This window comes from Staphylococcus sp. 11262D007BW, assembly GCF_053547815.1.
Genome location: NZ_JBPWPJ010000001.1, coordinates 1,901,515 through 1,917,290 on the forward strand (window position 1 = coordinate 1,901,515; position 15,776 = coordinate 1,917,290).

Consider the following 15,776-nt stretch of genomic DNA (forward strand, 5'->3'; position numbering starts at 1 on the left):
AGGCCTATGAAAAAATACTATGCACTGCTCATCAGTTTAGTGATTATTTTAGCTGGATGTGCGCCTCAACAAGCGCAACAACCTAAAACACTTAAAATCGGCTATCTTCCCATCACGCATGCTGCTAATTTGATGATGACGAAAGAGGTTAATGAGCATAATAAACAGAGCCCTTACCAAATTGAGTTGGTTCAATTTAATAATTGGCCCGATTTAATGGATGCGTTAAACAGCGGTCGAATTGACGGTGCTTCTACATTGATTGAACTGGCTATGAAATCCAAATCAAAAGGCTCCGCTATAAAAGCCGTTGCGTTAGGGCATCATGAAGGCAATGTCATCTTAGGTCAAAAGGGGCAACAATTATCGGACTTTAATAATCATGAAGCGTATCATTTTGCGATTCCTCATCGTTATTCCACCCATTATTTATTATTGGAAACGATGCGCGAACAATTACATATAGAGAACGGTCATTTTCATTACAACGAAATGGCACCTGCCGAAATGCCGGCAGCCCTGAATGAAGAACGCATTTCAGGCTATTCTGTCGCTGAACCATTTGGGGCGTTAGGTGAATCGTTAGGTGCAGGTGATTTATTGAGTCATGGACATGACATCATTGATGACGCTTATTGCTGCGTGCTTGTTTTACAAGAAGATTTAATTGATCAAGATCACGAGATCGCGCAACAATTCGTTACAGATTACAAAAAAGCAGGCCACCTTATGACCGATACAGAACGTAGCGTCGATTTAATGGCAAAAGCCTATAAACAAGACCGAGATGTCCTTGAACGATCAGCCGCGTGGACATCATATGGAGATTTATCTCTAAAACAATCCGGTTATGACGACATTGCGTCATTAGTGGAATCACATCACTTATTTGATGCACCATCATATGCATCATTTGTAGATCATACTTTATATAAGGAGGGTTAAGATGACAACGTATAAAAAAACATTATTCCCTCTCTTAGCTTTCATCTTATTGCTTTTAATTTGGCAAAGTATTATTTGGATTGGTGACTATCAACCAATCTTGCTACCTGGCCCGGTCCTTGTTGCTCAACATATTTGGACATTTATTATTACCGGGGAAATTTTTGTTCATTTAGGCATTAGTTTATTTCGTTTCGCTGTGGGATTTATTTTGGCCACTGTGATTGCGGTGCCTTTAGGAATTGTGTTAGGTCGAAATCAGTTGCTGTATCACAGTATTGAGCCTTTACTACAGTTAATTCGCCCGATTTCCCCAATAGCGTGGTCACCTTTTATCGTCTTGTGGTTTGGGATTGGTAGTTTGCCCGCTATCGTCATTATATTCATTGCGGCATTCTTTCCGATTGTTTTCAATACGATTAAAGGCGTACGCACTATTGACGGACATTACCTCAAAATCGCGCAAAACTTGAACTTAACACCTTTATCACTATACAAAAATATCATTTTTCCCGGGGCCTTTAAGCATATGATGTCCGGTATTCATATCGCAGTGGGGACAAGTTGGATTTTCTTAGTCTCTGGAGAAATGATTGGAGCCCAGTCAGGCCTCGGATTTTTAATAGTGGATTCTAGAAACATGTTAAATCTTGAAGATGTGCTTGCTGCTATCTTTTTTATCGGACTTTTCGGATTTTTAATTGATAGACTGATTAGCATGCTCGAAGCAATAATTTTAAAACACTTTGGAGAAACGCATTAAGGAGTGATGACATTGACTATTAACGAACGTATTAATAACGAACTTAAGCCACATCTTGTAGAAATTGATAATGGCGACTATTACGCTGAAACCTTTATTCAACACCTTTTAGAGGATGGTTATTTTTCGAAAACAGACCTTTATCAAAATGCCCAAGCGATTGAAACAGTAGCCGAACACTGCCTTACTACTGCTTTTTGCTTATGGTGTCAGCTGGCCTTTTCAACATATTTAAAGCAATCGGATCATAAAGCGCTTAACCAAACATTACAACATCGTATTTTATCTGGACAAGCACTTGGCGCAACAGGCCTATCTAATCCAATGAAGTCATTTAATGATTTAGAGACATTTAACTTGTCTCACCATTACGACGGTGAACAACTGATCGTTAATGGGCGCCTTCCTGCTGTAAGTAATATTGGCCCTGACCATTATTTTGGTGCTATTTCAAAACATCAAGATCATGACGAACTTGTGATGTTTATCGTACAAGCGAATACGCCAGGCATTACGCTTAAAGAAATGTCTCAATTTTTAGGGGTAAATGGTTCAGCGACATATACGATTACTTTTGAAGACGTACATATCCCTGAAGACTACGTATTGACTAAAGATGCACGCACATTTGCACAAAACATTCGTCCGCAATTTGTCGCCCTACAAATTCCGATAGCACTTGGCGCGATACGTTCTTCTTTAGACTTAATCGAACAACAATCAGGAGCTCAAAATGGAATCAATGCTTATTTAGAATATGATGTTCAGACATATCAACAACGCTTTGAAACATTGAAGGAGCGCTATGATCAAATTATTCAACAAGATGTCTCTCAATTAGATGATCATTTCTTAGAGATTATTCGTCTTAAGAAAGAACTTGGTTACTTGTTGTTAAATATCAATCAAGCGTCTATGGTGAGCGGTGGATCACGTGCTTATTCACCGACTTCTGTTCAAACACGTAAGTTAAAAGAAGGCTTCTTCTTTGCGGCACTCACACCAACCTTACGTCATTTAGGCAAATTAGAAACAGAACTCAGCGGCTCATAACCAATGCATCATCGTGCAATCTCATCATTAAACCTTCATCACGACATCCATTACGACCGTTCCCATAATCGTTCAAAGAGTATATACTAGAATTAATATGAGAAACATAGGGATGAGTTCGAGACATCACGATTACATCGCTTTATGTCCCTACTCTCTCTTTGGAACGATAGGAGATGCACAAAATGATTGATATTGTTGACATCATCGTCATGTTAATTGTCGGAATCGGTGGTGGATTTATTTCTGGAATGGTTGGTATTGGAGGATCGATTATTATTTATCCCGCCATCCTCCTTTTACCACCTTTATTTGGTGCGCCTTCATATAGCGCATATATCGCTTCAGGTTTAACCTCTAGTCAAGTATTTTTTAGTACACTTAGCGGCTCATTGCGCGCACGTAAAGAACCTGACTTTTCACCTCAACTCGTCATCAATATGGGTGTCGGGATGTTAATTGGGAGTACTATTGGCGCGACCGTGGCCCAATTTTTAAGCGAAACCTTTGTGAATACCGTCTATATTGCTTTAGCCATCATCGCTTTAGTTTTATTATTTTATAAAGTAACACCTCGTGAGGGTCATCCTAATTACAATAAACTACTGTTATTTATTGTAGGCTTAGTGATTGGCCTTTTCTCAGGTGTCGTTGGTGCAGGTGGGGCTTTTATTATCATCCCTGTCTTACTTGTATTCTTTAAATTGTCTATGAACACTGTTGTCGCAAACAGCATCGTCATCGCATTTTTATCATCCATCGGTGCTTTTACTGTCAAACTAATACAAGGTTACGTGCCAATCAGTAGCGCAATCTTTCTCATCATCGGCAGCATCATCTTTTCACCAATCGGCTTTAAAGTAGGCAAAAAAGTCCCAAACATCATCCAAAAAAACATCATCTGCCTCATCATCATCATCGCCGTCATACAATTAATATTATAGTGTGGAAGAAAGCGGTTTGGCCCCGAGCAAAATCGCCCAGGAAGCAGAAATTGGTTTTCAAATTTATGCGCCCTGGGCTTTTTGTTGAGGGGACAGCTTTCTGAAACCGGATTATAAAAGTGTGAAGCGTTGCGGTCAGAACTCGAGCAAAATCGAGCGTCGAACTCAAACCGTTCTTTGGTTTTAGTGAGGCGTCTCATTTTGTTGAGAGTTTTGCAACGCGAAACCGGATTAAACAAAGTGTGGAAGAAAGCGGTTTGGCCCCGAGCAAAATCGCCCAGGAAGCAGAATTAGAAACACTTTGAACTTAGTGAATTAGTGTTTCTTATGCATGCGAACCTTCAAAGTGTGGAGTGCTGCGTTCAGAACTCGAGCAAAATCGAGCGCTGAACTCAAACCGTTCTTTGGTTTTAGTAAAGCGTCTCATTTTGTTGAGAGTTTTGCAGCACGAAACCGGATTATTCTAATTTGGTGAGTAATAGAAGTAGAAATAGCGAGCAGGCGAACATTTACTAACAATGCGCCCTGGGCTTTTGTTAAAGTGAGGTTTCCATTAAACCTCACTTTACAATTTATAATGTTGTTTAATTTCCCATAAGTATAATGCTCCGATGGTACTACAGTTCCCCCAAAGGTCTTTACATGCCATTAATGCGTCCATACGATCCATGTCTCCACCTCGTATCCATTGTGCAGCACGTTGTAACCCCACATCTTTTAACGGCAACACACCATGTCTTTTAAGCGTTAATATTAAAAAGACTTCCGCAGTCCAACGTCCAATACCTTTGACTTTCGTTAATGTCTCGATCACCGACTCATTGTCTAACTTCTCTAATGCTTCAAAGTCTAGTTCTCCTGACAATAACGAATCAGCCAAATCATGAATATAAGTTTGTTTTCTTTGCGTTAATCCAATGGTTTTCATTTGTGCCTCTGTTAGTGCACGTAAATTTTCAGGTGTCCATTCGTCATTGATTGCTTCGGATAAGCGTCCGTAAATAGCCAATGCTGCGGATACACTGATTTGTTGGCCCACAATCGAACGTACTAAAGAAGCAAGTGGATGTGTTCTTATTTGTACGTCGATTGATCCAATCTCTTCAATATATTTTGCCAACTGGGCATCATTTTCGATTAACGTCTGTACGCACTCACTTTCTTTATCGATATGCCATATTGCCTCTGTCATTTGTCTCTCCCTTTCAATATTGAAAATGCATCATACAAAGTTATTTTTACTTTTTGTAACAAAATTTTCACTTTATTAAGTAGAAGGATTGTGATATGTGAAGTACTTGTACTATAATAAATAGTGAAGATTGTTACAAATAAAGATAATAACGGTATAACCAACCATATCATATGGCTTACTATGCCCTAAGTCATCTGATGACTATATGACCTTATACACTATTCATTGTCTTTACTGTAATACTATTCCCAAAAATAACGGAATGAAAGGTGATAAGTATGTCAAACAAGACTGCACAAAAAGACATCCTTATCGTTGGTGCAGGTGTATTAAGTACGACATTTGCATCAATGATTAAAGAATTAGAACCCAACTGGAACCTTAAAATTTATGAACGCTTAGGTCAACCAGGTGAAGAAAGTTCAAATGAACGTTATAATGCCGGCACAGGTCACGCAGCGCTATGTGAATTAAACTACACTGTGCAACAACCTGATGGTTCTATTGATATCGAAAAAGCAAAAACAATTAATGAAGAATTTGAGATTTCAAAACAATTTTGGAGTCATTTAGTTAAACAACATAACATTGGCGATCCAAAAGAATTTATTCGTCCATTACCACACATTAGCTTTGTTCGTGGTAAAAACAACCGCAAATTCTTAAAAGACCGTTACGAAGCAATGAAGGCATTCCCAATGTTCGAAAACATTGAGTACACTGAAGATATCGAAGTAATGAGAAAATGGATGCCACTCATGATGAAAGGCCGCAGTGCAGATGACATTATGGCTGCAAGTAAAATCGATGAAGGAACTGACGTCAATTACGGTGAATTAACACGTAAGATGGCTAAAGGCATTGAAAAACATGACCATGCTTCAATTCATTACAACCATGAAGTTAAAGACTTCAACCGTCTTGACAATGGTAAATGGGAAGCAACTATTGTTAACCGTGAAAATGGCCAATCTGAAGTTATTGAAGCAGATTATGTCTTTATTGGTGCCGGCGGTGGCGCAATTCCTTTATTACAAAAAACAGGTATCCCTGAAAGTAAACATTTAGGTGGTTTCCCAATTACAGGTCAATTTTTAGAGTGTACAAACCCTAATGTTATTGAAGAACACGGCGTGAAAGTATACGGCAAAGAGCCACCTGGCACACCACCAATGACTGTACCACATTTAGATACACGTTATATCAATGGTAAACAAACATTACTTTTTGGACCATTTGCGAATATCGGTCCTAAATTCTTAAAATATGGTTCAAACCTTGATTTAATCAAATCTGTGAAACCATATAATATTACAACATTACTTGCGGCAGCTGTGAAAAACTTGCCATTAATTAAATACTCAATTGATCAAATCATCATGACTAAAGAAGGTTGCATGAACCACCTTCGTACATTCTATCCAGAAGCACGTGATGAAGACTGGAGACTTTACACAGCTGGTAAACGTGTTCAAGTCATTAAAGATACAGAAGAAGAAGGAAAAGGCTTCATTCAATTTGGTACAGAAGTAGTGAACTCTGAAGATCATTCAGTTATCGCATTATTAGGTGAATCACCAGGGGCTTCAACATCTGTATCAGTTGCACTTGAAGTATTAGAACGCAATTTCCCTGAACAAATCGGTGAATGGAAATCAAAAATCCAAAAAATGATTCCTTCATATGGTCAATCATTAATTCACGACGAAAAATTAATGAAGCAAACACGTCAACAAACTTCTAAAGATCTTGAGTTAAATTATTATAAATAAAGGAGTTTTTAATCATGAAAAAATGGTTAATTGCGGGATTCATTATTGTTGGAGGCTATATCGCATTCAAACGCTATCAACAACACGTTAATAAAATGCCAAACATTGAATATTAAAGCAAAAAACCGGTTGCGCTCATATTGCAACCGGTTTTTATTATTAGGCTTCAGTACGATCTACTACTGAAAACGCTGAATCAACCATATCCTCTTCTCCATCTTGAAATAATGGATCACCCACTTCATATTGGAAGTCTTCTTCTGTTGTATCAACTACAGAAAATTCCGGATCAATCATACCTTCTTCAGGATATTGATATAATGGCTCACCTACCGCATATTGAAAATCATCTTCTGTTGTATCAACTACAGAAAATTCCGGATCAATCATACCTTCTTCGGGATATTGATATAATGGCTCACCTACCGCATATTGAAAACCATCTTCTGTTGTATCAACTATAGAAAATCCTGGATCAATCATATCTTCTTCAGGATATTGATATAATGGCTCACCTACCGCATATTGAAAACCATCTTCTGTTGTATCAACTATAGAAAATCCTGGATCAATCATATCTTCTTCAGGATATTGATATAATGGCTCACCTACCGCATATTGAAAACCATCTTCTGTTGTATGAATTGCATTATCTTCCTCCGCTGCATGCGCAGTAGAAGCAAACGTACCTGCCATCAATAATACTGATGCTGCACCTAAACATTTAACTGTTTTACTTTTAAACATATTTGAAACCTCCATATTTTTAATGCAACTTACTTTATCACAAAACATAAAAAAGTAAGTACACGTTGCCCAACTCATATGATTAAGTGCCTAACTGTTAAACAATTAAGTCGTTTTTAACAATATTGCATAAGCTCATTTTTAATAAATTAGATACATCAGTCGTGAAATGACTTTTTATTTAAAATATTGATATGATCTATTTATAATCAATCTTACTTTGGAGGAATCATAAATGCATTTTAACGGTTGGAAAATTACAATTAAATACGACGGTAAGCATGAAGTGGTCACTAATGATGATACACTCATCATTGTTGATGAAGAATACGATGTGGCCTTAGCATTAAAATATTTAGAAGGGTTTATGAAAATTAGCCATGTCAATTATGGAAGTGATTTTTGGATTAATGCAGAAACAAAAGAAATCATACTCGAAATACGTAACCCTTATCAAACAGAAAATCATTAAAAGTGTAATTGAAGAACCCTATCTAATCAAAAAGAAGCTTCAGAGCCTAAATAGACTCCGAAGCTTTCTTAATTTGCATGATAAAACATATTATTTATCTTCTTTGCGACGACGTCTGAAGAAATAAGTTAATCCTAAACCTGCTAATAATGAACCTAATAATGTTGTATTTTGGCTCTCATGACCTGTTTCCGGTAACATTTCTTGCGTCTCATTTTGTGTTGCATCGTCTTTAACTGGTGCGTCAACCACTACTTTAACAGGTGTTTCCACTGTCATACCGTTTGGATAAGTCATTTTTACAGGGAATTCACACACTGTACCTGATGGCGTCTCTGCTGGTGGTGTAACCACAAGTACACCACGGTCTTGTTGTACTTCAACATCCCAACCTTGTGGTAAGTTTGATGAAGGTACTTCACAAGTAACACCTGATGGTACACGAGTATTTCCGATTTGTGGCATATCGATAGTGATAGATGGTGTTGTATGATGTTCATCATCACTTGGTGTATTCATATCAATGTTGTTAGAATCACCTTTATCATTATTATTTGGAACATTATTTTCGTGTTCATCTGTGCTTGGTGTATTTTCTTCTGGCATTTGCGGCTCACTTGGCTCTTCTTTGCCTGGCTCTTCCGGCATTTCTGGCTCGCTTGGCTCCTCTTTGCCTGGTTCTTCTGGCATTTGTGGCTCATTCGGCTCCTCTTTGCCTGGCTCTTCCGGCATTTCTGGTTCGCTCGGCTCTTCCTCTTTTGGATCTACTGTAACTTTCACTGATGGGGTTTCTGTTGATCCATCTGGATACGTCACTTTAACAGGAATATCTACTTCCGTGCCTGGTGTCGCGTCCGCTGGTGGTGTTGCTGTTACTGTGCCGTTATCCGGATTCACTTCTACTGTCCATCCAGTCGGTACTTCCTCAGGAATTTCATATTGAGTTCCTGTCGGAACATCCGTGTCCCCTGTTTGTGGGATTTCTACTGGTACATTTGGTTTTGTACTTCCATTGTCATATCCTGGCGTATTATCTTGGGCGTCATTCGGTGTTACTGTCACTTTTACAGTTGTGTCTTCCGTTGATCCATCTGGATATGTCACTTTAACCGGAATATCCACTTCTGTTCCTGGTTCTGCGTCTGCCGGTGGTGTAACTGTTACTGTTCCGTTATCTGGATTTACTTCCACTGTCCATCCAGTCGGTACTTCCTCAGGAACTTCGTATTTTGTTCCTGGCGGCACATCTGTATCTCCTGTTTGTGGAATTTCTACCAGTACATTCGGCTTCGTACTTCCATCATTGTAACCTGGCGTATTATCTTGGGCGTCATTCGGTGTTACTGTCACTTTTACAGTTGTACCTTCTGTTGAACCGTCTGGATATGTTACTTTAACCGGAATGTCCACTTCTGTTCCTGGTTCTGCGTCTGCCGGTGGCGTCGCTGTTACTGTTCCGTTATCTGGATTCACTTCTACTGTCCATCCGTCTGGTGTGTTCGGCACTTCATACTTCGTACCTCCTGGTACGTCAATATCTCCTGTTTGTGGGATTTCGACTGGCACGTTTGGTTTTGTGCTTCCATCGTTGTATCCTGGCGTATTGTCCTGCGCATCATTCGGCGTTACAGTTACTTTCACTGATGGTGTTTCTGTTGATCCATCTGGATATGTCACTTTAACCGGAATATCCACTTCTGTTCCTGGTATCGCGTCCGCTGGTGGTGTTGCTGTTACTGTGCCGTTATCCGGATTCACTTCTACTGTCCATCCAGTCGGTACTTCCTCAGGGACTTCGTATTTTGTTCCTGGCGGCACATCTGCATCTCCTGTTTGTGGGATTTCTACTGGTACATTTGGCTTCGTACTTCCATCGTTGTATCCTGGCGTATTATCTTGGGCGTCATTCGGTGTTACTGTCACTTTAACTGTTGTGTCTTCCGTTGATCCATCTGGATATGTTACTTTTACCGGAATATCCACTTCTGTTCCTGGTTCTGCGTCTGCCGGTGGCGTTGCCGTTACTGTTCCGTTATCCGGATTTACTTCTACTGTCCATCCGTCTGGCGTATTTGGCACTTCATACTTCGTACCTCCTGGTACGTCCGTGTCTCCCGTTTGCGGAATTTCTACCGGTACATTCGGTTTTGTGTTTCCATCGTTGTAACCCGGTGTATTATCCTGCGCATCATTCGGCGTTACAGTTACTTTCACAGTTGTATCTTCCGTTGATCCATCTGGATACGTTACCTTAACTGGAATATCCACTTCTGTTCCTGGTTCTGCGTCTGCCGGTGGTATTGCTATTACTGTTCCATTGTCTGGATTTACATTAACTGTCCAGCCGTCTGGCGTATTCGGTACTTCATACTTCGTACCTCCTGGTACGTCAGTGTCTCCTGTTTGTGGAATTTCGACCGGCACATTTGGTTTTGTACTTCCATCATTGTATCCTGGTGTATTATCTTGTGCATCATTCGGCGTTACAGTTACTTTTACTGTTGTATCTTCTGTCGAACCGTCTGGATATGTTACTTTAACAGGAATGTCAACTTCTGTTCCTGGAGTCGCATCCGCTGGTGGCGTTGCTGTTACTGTTCCGTTATCCGGATTTACATTAACTGTCCAGCCGTTAGGTGTATTTGGTACCTCATATTGTGTCCCGTCAGGTACATCTGTATCACCTGTTTGTGGAATCTCTACCGGAGTATTTGGCTTAGTATTTCCACCGTTATAACTTGGTGTATTATCTTGTGCATTGTTCGCTACAACAGTAACATTTGGTAATAAGTTGTCCACTGAGCCATCTGGATATGTCACCGTTACTGGAATATCCGCTTTATCTCCTGGTTGAGCGTCTGCTGGTGGCGTTACTACCAACGTTCCATTATTTGGATCAATTGTTGCTGTCCAACCAGCTGGTACTCCGCCTTCTGGAATACTAAAACCAGTCTCAGTTGGTAACGTATTATCACCTGTTTGTAGCATTGTTACTGGTTTGCCTGGAATAGTACGACCATTATCATAATTTGGAGTATGGTCGTCTGCTTGCTCCCCATTTATAGCAATACTTGTAACCTGTATAATACTTTCTCCTGCTTTACGTTCTCCTGCTCCATTCACATCAACCGTTGAAGCAATATCGAAATTATAAGCTTGGCCTTGAATTAAACCTAAATCACTTAATGATACGATATATGATTTCTTTTGATATTCAGCAGTGAATTCTTGATTTGTTGCATCGTAATTTATAATAACTGGAATTAAGCGTTGACCAGTTGACTCATTATTAACAGTAGACGCTTGAAATATTGGAAAGCGTTTATCTGGTAGGTTATTTAATCGTTTATTTAAATAATCTGGGTTATCCCCTACAAGTACAGAAGTCCCTGAAGCATCACTTTTTACAAAAGAAGCATATCCCTCGTTGTTAGATCCTTTTAAAATAGTCCCATCTGGTCCGCCAGTTGTATGACTTGTGTCAATTTTAAATCCACCTGAGTTAGGTACACCCGTATTATTTAAAATAGAGCCTTGGTTATATACTTCCTGTCCAGAAGCTTGAGTGAAAAGAAAAGCAAAACCATCTGCATTATTTGTTTTACCAGTAGCAAAATTCGCTACTTTAAATCTCAATTCAAAATCTTTAGTAAAATCAAATTGTTGTGTTTTTAACTCTAAAACACCATTACGAGAAGTATTAGGTGTTAACTTAAGCGCTGGTTCTTGCTTATACCCTTGACCATTATCATTTAAGAAAGCTGTATCGTACATTGTATTTTCAATAGTACCGTACTGGTTAAATTTGTTAATTTCATTTAAACCAACAATCTCTTTTAAATAGTAATCATCTGGTGTGATTCGGAACGGACTATTTAACTCATTCGTATCACCATAATGACGTAATGTTGCTTTTGGTTGATATTTCTCTTTTTCTGTAGCAAGTGTTGCTAAGTAAGCAGCAATCACTTCATCTTTTGCATCTTCTTCTGATAATTGAGTGATGTCTATATTCGATGCTTTAACAACTTCTTCTAATATTTGCTCTGATACATTTAACTGCTTCGCTGCTGTTGTAACAGCTGAAGATGTTGATTTAACTTCAGGAACACCTGAAACCTCTTCTTGTGTTACAGGATTTGTTAAAGTTTTTGGTTCCTCCGTGTTATTTACGTCTGTTACTGTACCTGATTGATCCGAACCTGTTTTTGGTGTTTCGTCGCTAACAATTTGAGATGAATTTTCCTCTTTCTTCTCCTCGCTGTTTAACGGTGTATGATCTGAGCCGTCAGTAGGCGTAATCTCTTTTGAAGTTGACTCTGATTCTGGTTGTTGATTGTTTAATTTATCTTGAGCTGGTTCAATATCTGGTTGAGGTGTGCTTTGTTCCTCTTGAATTGGTTCTGTAGGCACATCTGCTTTTATTTCTTCTTCAGTTGAGACTCCTGATTGAGTAGTTTTCTCTTCCTCTAAATCTGGCGATACACTTTCATTTGAGCCCTCTGCCTCAAGTTGTGTAGTATTAGATACTTCTGAAGGAGCCGCTTGTGGTAACTCATCAGATAGAACTGGATCGTTTTCGTTTAAATCACTTGTATTGGTTACATCTGCTGCTGTCGGGTCAGTGTTTTCTGTCTCTCCTGTCTCACCTGAACTTGCAACATCTGCAGTATCTTGTTCTGCTGCTTTGGCATCTTCAGTATTAATACCAAAAATTAATGTCGCACCAATTAAAATAGATGCTGTGCCAACAGTAAACTTCCTAATAGAATACTGATTAAATCTATTAGGGAGAAAGTCTAGTCGTCTTGAACTAGGCTTCTTTTTGTCACGCATAAAATCACCTCATAAATATAGTTAGTACAAAACAATTGTTTGTAGTAATTGAATTTTACCACGTATTGTGTCTTAGTCAACAAAATTTATTCGTAAATTGGAAAATATATTTATATGGGTTTCACTTAAAAAAGATGATTTTATACCTATTAGTCAACAGTTAGCCCTATTGTGTAATTTAACCTTTCCGTTTTATTAAAAAATAACTACTTTTGGAATGAAAAATAAACATTTTTTAATTCCGTTTGATTGCTCTATTTATATTAAAGATTAAAAAAACCATTAACACGCTATTATTAGCATTTTAATGGTTTAATGTTTATATTTATGACTATTTTCAGTGATAATCGTTTATTTTAGTTGTTTTAGCATTTCTTCTGTTGTGATTGTTTGACCCATTACAGGGAAAACATTGTTAACCGCAAACTCATGTAAGTGTTCAGCAGGTGCTGTCATCATATCAGTCACAAAATATTGATTATATCCATATTGGTAAGCATCTCGTGCTGTCGTATCTACACCGATATGTGTTGAAATACCGCCAATAATCACTGTATCGATACCGCGACGACGTAATTGTAAATCTAAATCTGTACCAAAGAAGCCACTAAAATGGCGTTTGTCTACTACATAATCACCTTCGCGATAATCTAATTGATCTGCAAAATCTGAGAATGATGGATCATCATTATCTGGTAATTCCACCATCGCATTAGGATTTAATTTGTCTTGGCCATCATGAAATTTAACATGAACAAATGCGATAAAACCGTCATTGTCGCGAAAAGCTTTGATTAATTGATTGGCATTATCGACCACTTTATCTGTTGAATGAGGTTGTCCTTCTAATCCGACAATTCCTTTTTGTAAAACCACTAACACAAGGGCTGTACGTTGGTAATCAATCATACTTATCCTCCTTTTATTTAAAAAACTCATTTACTTAGTTTAAGCTCGGGGCTAAAACTCTAATTCACTTCGTTCAAAGTGGCTTAAGGTTCGCCTGCTTGCTATTTTTACTTCTATTGCTCTCCAAATTAGAATAATCCGGTTTCATGCTGCAAAACTCTCAACAAAATGAGACGCTTCACTAAAACCAAAGAACGGTTTGAGTTCAGCGCTCGATTTTGCTCATAAAGAAATGTTCGCCTGCTCGCTCTCGCTCGCATGCATAACGAACACTAACTCACTTAGGTTCGAATTGTTCGTAAGCATCCACACTTTTTTAATCCGGCTACCAATTGCAGGATTCTCGATAATACTACGTGACGCGCAAAAATTAAAAAACAATTTCCGCTTGTCCCTAGGTATTACTTCGAATCATAAACGCAATTGTTCGCACTTTTTTACCATAACGAACACTAACTCACTTCGTTCAAAGTGGCTTAAGGTTCGCCTGCTCGCTATTTCTACTTCTATTGCTCCCCAAATTAGAATAATTCGGTTTCGTGCTGCAAAACTCTCAACAAAATGAGACGCTTCACTAAAACCAAAGATCGGTTTGAGTTCAGCGCTCGATTTTGCTCGAGTTCTGAACGCAGCACTCCACACTTTGAAGATTCGCATGCATAACGAACACTAACTCACTTCGTTCAAAGTGGTTTAAGGTTCGCCTGCTCACTTTCGTTCGCATGCATAACGTGCACTAATTCACTTCGTTCAAAGTGCACGTAAAAATATATCTAATAGTGTTTTGATATAGGTTTCGACTGAATAGTTTCGTGTGAATCGTTCGTATTCGTAGATGTCTGATGAGAAGCAGTTTAGTAACATGTCTACTTGGAATACGCTGTCCTGATGGGTGCCTTCTTTGTCAATTTCTTCTAAAATGAGTTGGTGTAGTTCGTTATAAAATGGCACGCCAAGGAAGGAGTTTGATTTCAGTCCGTGTTTTTCAATGAAATGTAATAATTTTAAATTATTATCTTTCAGTTCTAACAAATGACGTAATATGCCATATATTCTGTTATATAGTGATTCCTCAGGATGCTTTTCGAGGAAGTTGTTAATATCACTAAACATTGCTTCAACTTGATGGTCAATGACAGCTTGGCATAGCTTAGATTTGCTTTCAAAATGACGATATAACGTCCCTACACCAACGTTTGCACGTTTTGCTACTTCTGCCATACTTAATGCAAGAATGTCATCATTGTCCTGAATCATTTCTTTCGTTGTTTTCAATATGATTTGTTCATTGCGTTGTGCATCTTTACGTTTTGTTTTTTCTTGTTTAGTCATATTATATTACCTTCTTATTTTTCGATACGATCTATTCGCTCATCAATTCCGAAGTGCTCTCTTAATATGTCGCGATAATTGTCTGCTGTAACATCAATTTTTTCCTTATTGCCTTTTGTTTGTTTTGTAAAATGGTCTTGTGACATTGTGATGCGACCATCTTCTGTTGGCATTGTGACCAATAAACGTTTTACAAATGTAGAATTAGGGTCATGTTGATTGTAATAAATATTGTAAGAAAAATCATCTAACGTGCGCGCTTTATATTCTAAATGATATTTTGTATCCCATTCTTCTTGTTCGGGTTCATATTTTTGAACGAATACATATTCATCTTCCAATACTGCACGATATGTGCCGTTTACATCTGTAACCGTCGCATCGCCTGATTCAGTAATAGGCATTGCTTTCGTTGGTAAATCTCCAAACCCAACGTCTGTGACATATTTGTCGTCATCAATTGTAGTAATTAGTGCCATGTGAGACCCATTTAAACTACGACCTCCGCTTGGTGTATGGATTGTTGCCGCAGCCATGACAGAATTAAATCCATGATGTTCAATAAATGCTTTAAAAAAGACATTTAATTCATAGCAATAGCCGCCACGATGACGGTGGACGATTTTATCGTATAAATCCTCTATTTCTAAAGAGATAGGTACCCCGTTCTGAACATCGATATTTTCAAATGGGATTGTTAACATAAATTGTTTTACATAATAATCTATTTCTTCTACTTTATTATTAAAGGTTGGCGCATGATTAATGTTCAACTTTTCTTCTAGTTCTTTAAAGTTCATAATTAACC

General features: G+C 38.4%; 13 protein-coding genes. 7 read left to right on the forward strand and 6 right to left on the reverse strand.

What is annotated here, in order from left to right; genetic code table 11:
- The first annotated feature begins 6 nt into the window (after nucleotides 1–6).
- The 4 genes from ACEE93_RS09335 to ACEE93_RS09350 all read left to right on the forward strand — a co-directional run bounded on the left by ACEE93_RS09335 (nucleotide 7) and on the right by ACEE93_RS09350 (nucleotide 3,705).
- Entirely contained in the window at nucleotides 7–945 is a 939-nt protein-coding gene (locus ACEE93_RS09335; RefSeq protein WP_449155207.1) for an ABC transporter substrate-binding protein, read from the forward strand.
- A gap of 1 nt (nucleotide 946) precedes the next feature.
- Nucleotides 947–1,708, forward strand: coding sequence for an ABC transporter permease (locus ACEE93_RS09340; protein WP_449155206.1), 762 nt, complete (start codon nucleotides 947–949; stop codon nucleotides 1,706–1,708).
- 6 nt (nucleotides 1,709–1,714) lie between these two features.
- A complete protein-coding gene (locus tag ACEE93_RS09345; protein WP_449155205.1) occupies nucleotides 1,715–2,761 on the forward strand; it encodes an acyl-CoA dehydrogenase in 1,047 nt (348 codons plus the stop codon).
- A 188-nt stretch (nucleotides 2,762–2,949) separates the two neighbouring features.
- Nucleotides 2,950–3,705 carry a sulfite exporter TauE/SafE family protein gene (locus ACEE93_RS09350; RefSeq protein WP_449155339.1) on the forward strand — a complete coding sequence of 252 codons (756 nt, stop codon included), beginning with the start codon at nucleotides 2,950–2,952 and terminating at the stop codon, nucleotides 3,703–3,705.
- 565 nt (nucleotides 3,706–4,270) lie between these two features.
- Here the strand turns inward: ACEE93_RS09350 and ACEE93_RS09355 are convergent.
- Nucleotides 4,271–4,897 carry a DNA-3-methyladenine glycosylase family protein gene (locus ACEE93_RS09355; protein WP_449155204.1) on the reverse strand — a complete coding sequence of 209 codons (627 nt, stop codon included), beginning with the start codon at nucleotides 4,895–4,897 and terminating at the stop codon, nucleotides 4,271–4,273.
- A gap of 281 nt (nucleotides 4,898–5,178) precedes the next feature.
- On the opposite strand from ACEE93_RS09355, the gene lqo reads away from it, so the two are divergent.
- Complete coding sequence (lqo, locus tag ACEE93_RS09360; protein ID WP_449155203.1) at nucleotides 5,179–6,672, forward strand: L-lactate dehydrogenase (quinone); 1,494 nt, start codon at nucleotides 5,179–5,181, stop codon at nucleotides 6,670–6,672.
- A 14-nt stretch (nucleotides 6,673–6,686) separates the two neighbouring features.
- Nucleotides 6,687–6,788, forward strand: coding sequence for an SE2200 family small protein (locus ACEE93_RS09365; RefSeq protein WP_449155202.1), 102 nt, complete (start codon nucleotides 6,687–6,689; stop codon nucleotides 6,786–6,788).
- A 43-nt stretch (nucleotides 6,789–6,831) separates the two neighbouring features.
- Here the strand turns inward: ACEE93_RS09365 and ACEE93_RS09370 are convergent, their stop codons facing one another.
- Nucleotides 6,832–7,419, reverse strand: coding sequence for a hypothetical protein (locus ACEE93_RS09370; protein WP_449156523.1), 588 nt, complete (start codon nucleotides 7,417–7,419; stop codon nucleotides 6,832–6,834).
- Nucleotides 7,420–7,654: 235 nt separating this feature from the next.
- On the opposite strand from ACEE93_RS09370, the gene ACEE93_RS09375 reads away from it, so the two are divergent.
- Nucleotides 7,655–7,891 (forward strand): hypothetical protein, encoded by a 237-nt coding sequence (locus ACEE93_RS09375; protein ID WP_449156314.1) that lies wholly within the window; start codon nucleotides 7,655–7,657, stop codon nucleotides 7,889–7,891.
- Nucleotides 7,892–7,981: 90 nt separating this feature from the next.
- Here ACEE93_RS09375 and ACEE93_RS09380 read toward each other — a convergent pair whose 3' ends face one another.
- From ACEE93_RS09380 to ACEE93_RS09395, 4 genes are all read right to left on the reverse strand, one after another.
- Nucleotides 7,982–12,727, reverse strand: coding sequence for a YPDG domain-containing protein (locus ACEE93_RS09380; RefSeq protein ID WP_449156524.1), 4,746 nt, complete (start codon nucleotides 12,725–12,727; stop codon nucleotides 7,982–7,984).
- Nucleotides 12,728–13,078: 351 nt separating this feature from the next.
- Nucleotides 13,079–13,636, reverse strand: a complete 558-nt coding sequence (locus ACEE93_RS09385; RefSeq protein WP_449156312.1) for an isochorismatase family protein — start codon at nucleotides 13,634–13,636, stop codon at nucleotides 13,079–13,081.
- Nucleotides 13,637–14,386: 750 nt separating this feature from the next.
- Nucleotides 14,387–14,968, reverse strand: a complete 582-nt coding sequence (locus tag ACEE93_RS09390) for a TetR/AcrR family transcriptional regulator (RefSeq protein WP_449156311.1) — start codon at nucleotides 14,966–14,968, stop codon at nucleotides 14,387–14,389.
- A gap of 14 nt (nucleotides 14,969–14,982) precedes the next feature.
- Complete coding sequence (locus ACEE93_RS09395; RefSeq protein WP_449156310.1) at nucleotides 14,983–15,768, reverse strand: arylamine N-acetyltransferase; 786 nt, start codon at nucleotides 15,766–15,768, stop codon at nucleotides 14,983–14,985.
- Between the last annotated feature and the right edge of the window lie 8 nt (nucleotides 15,769–15,776).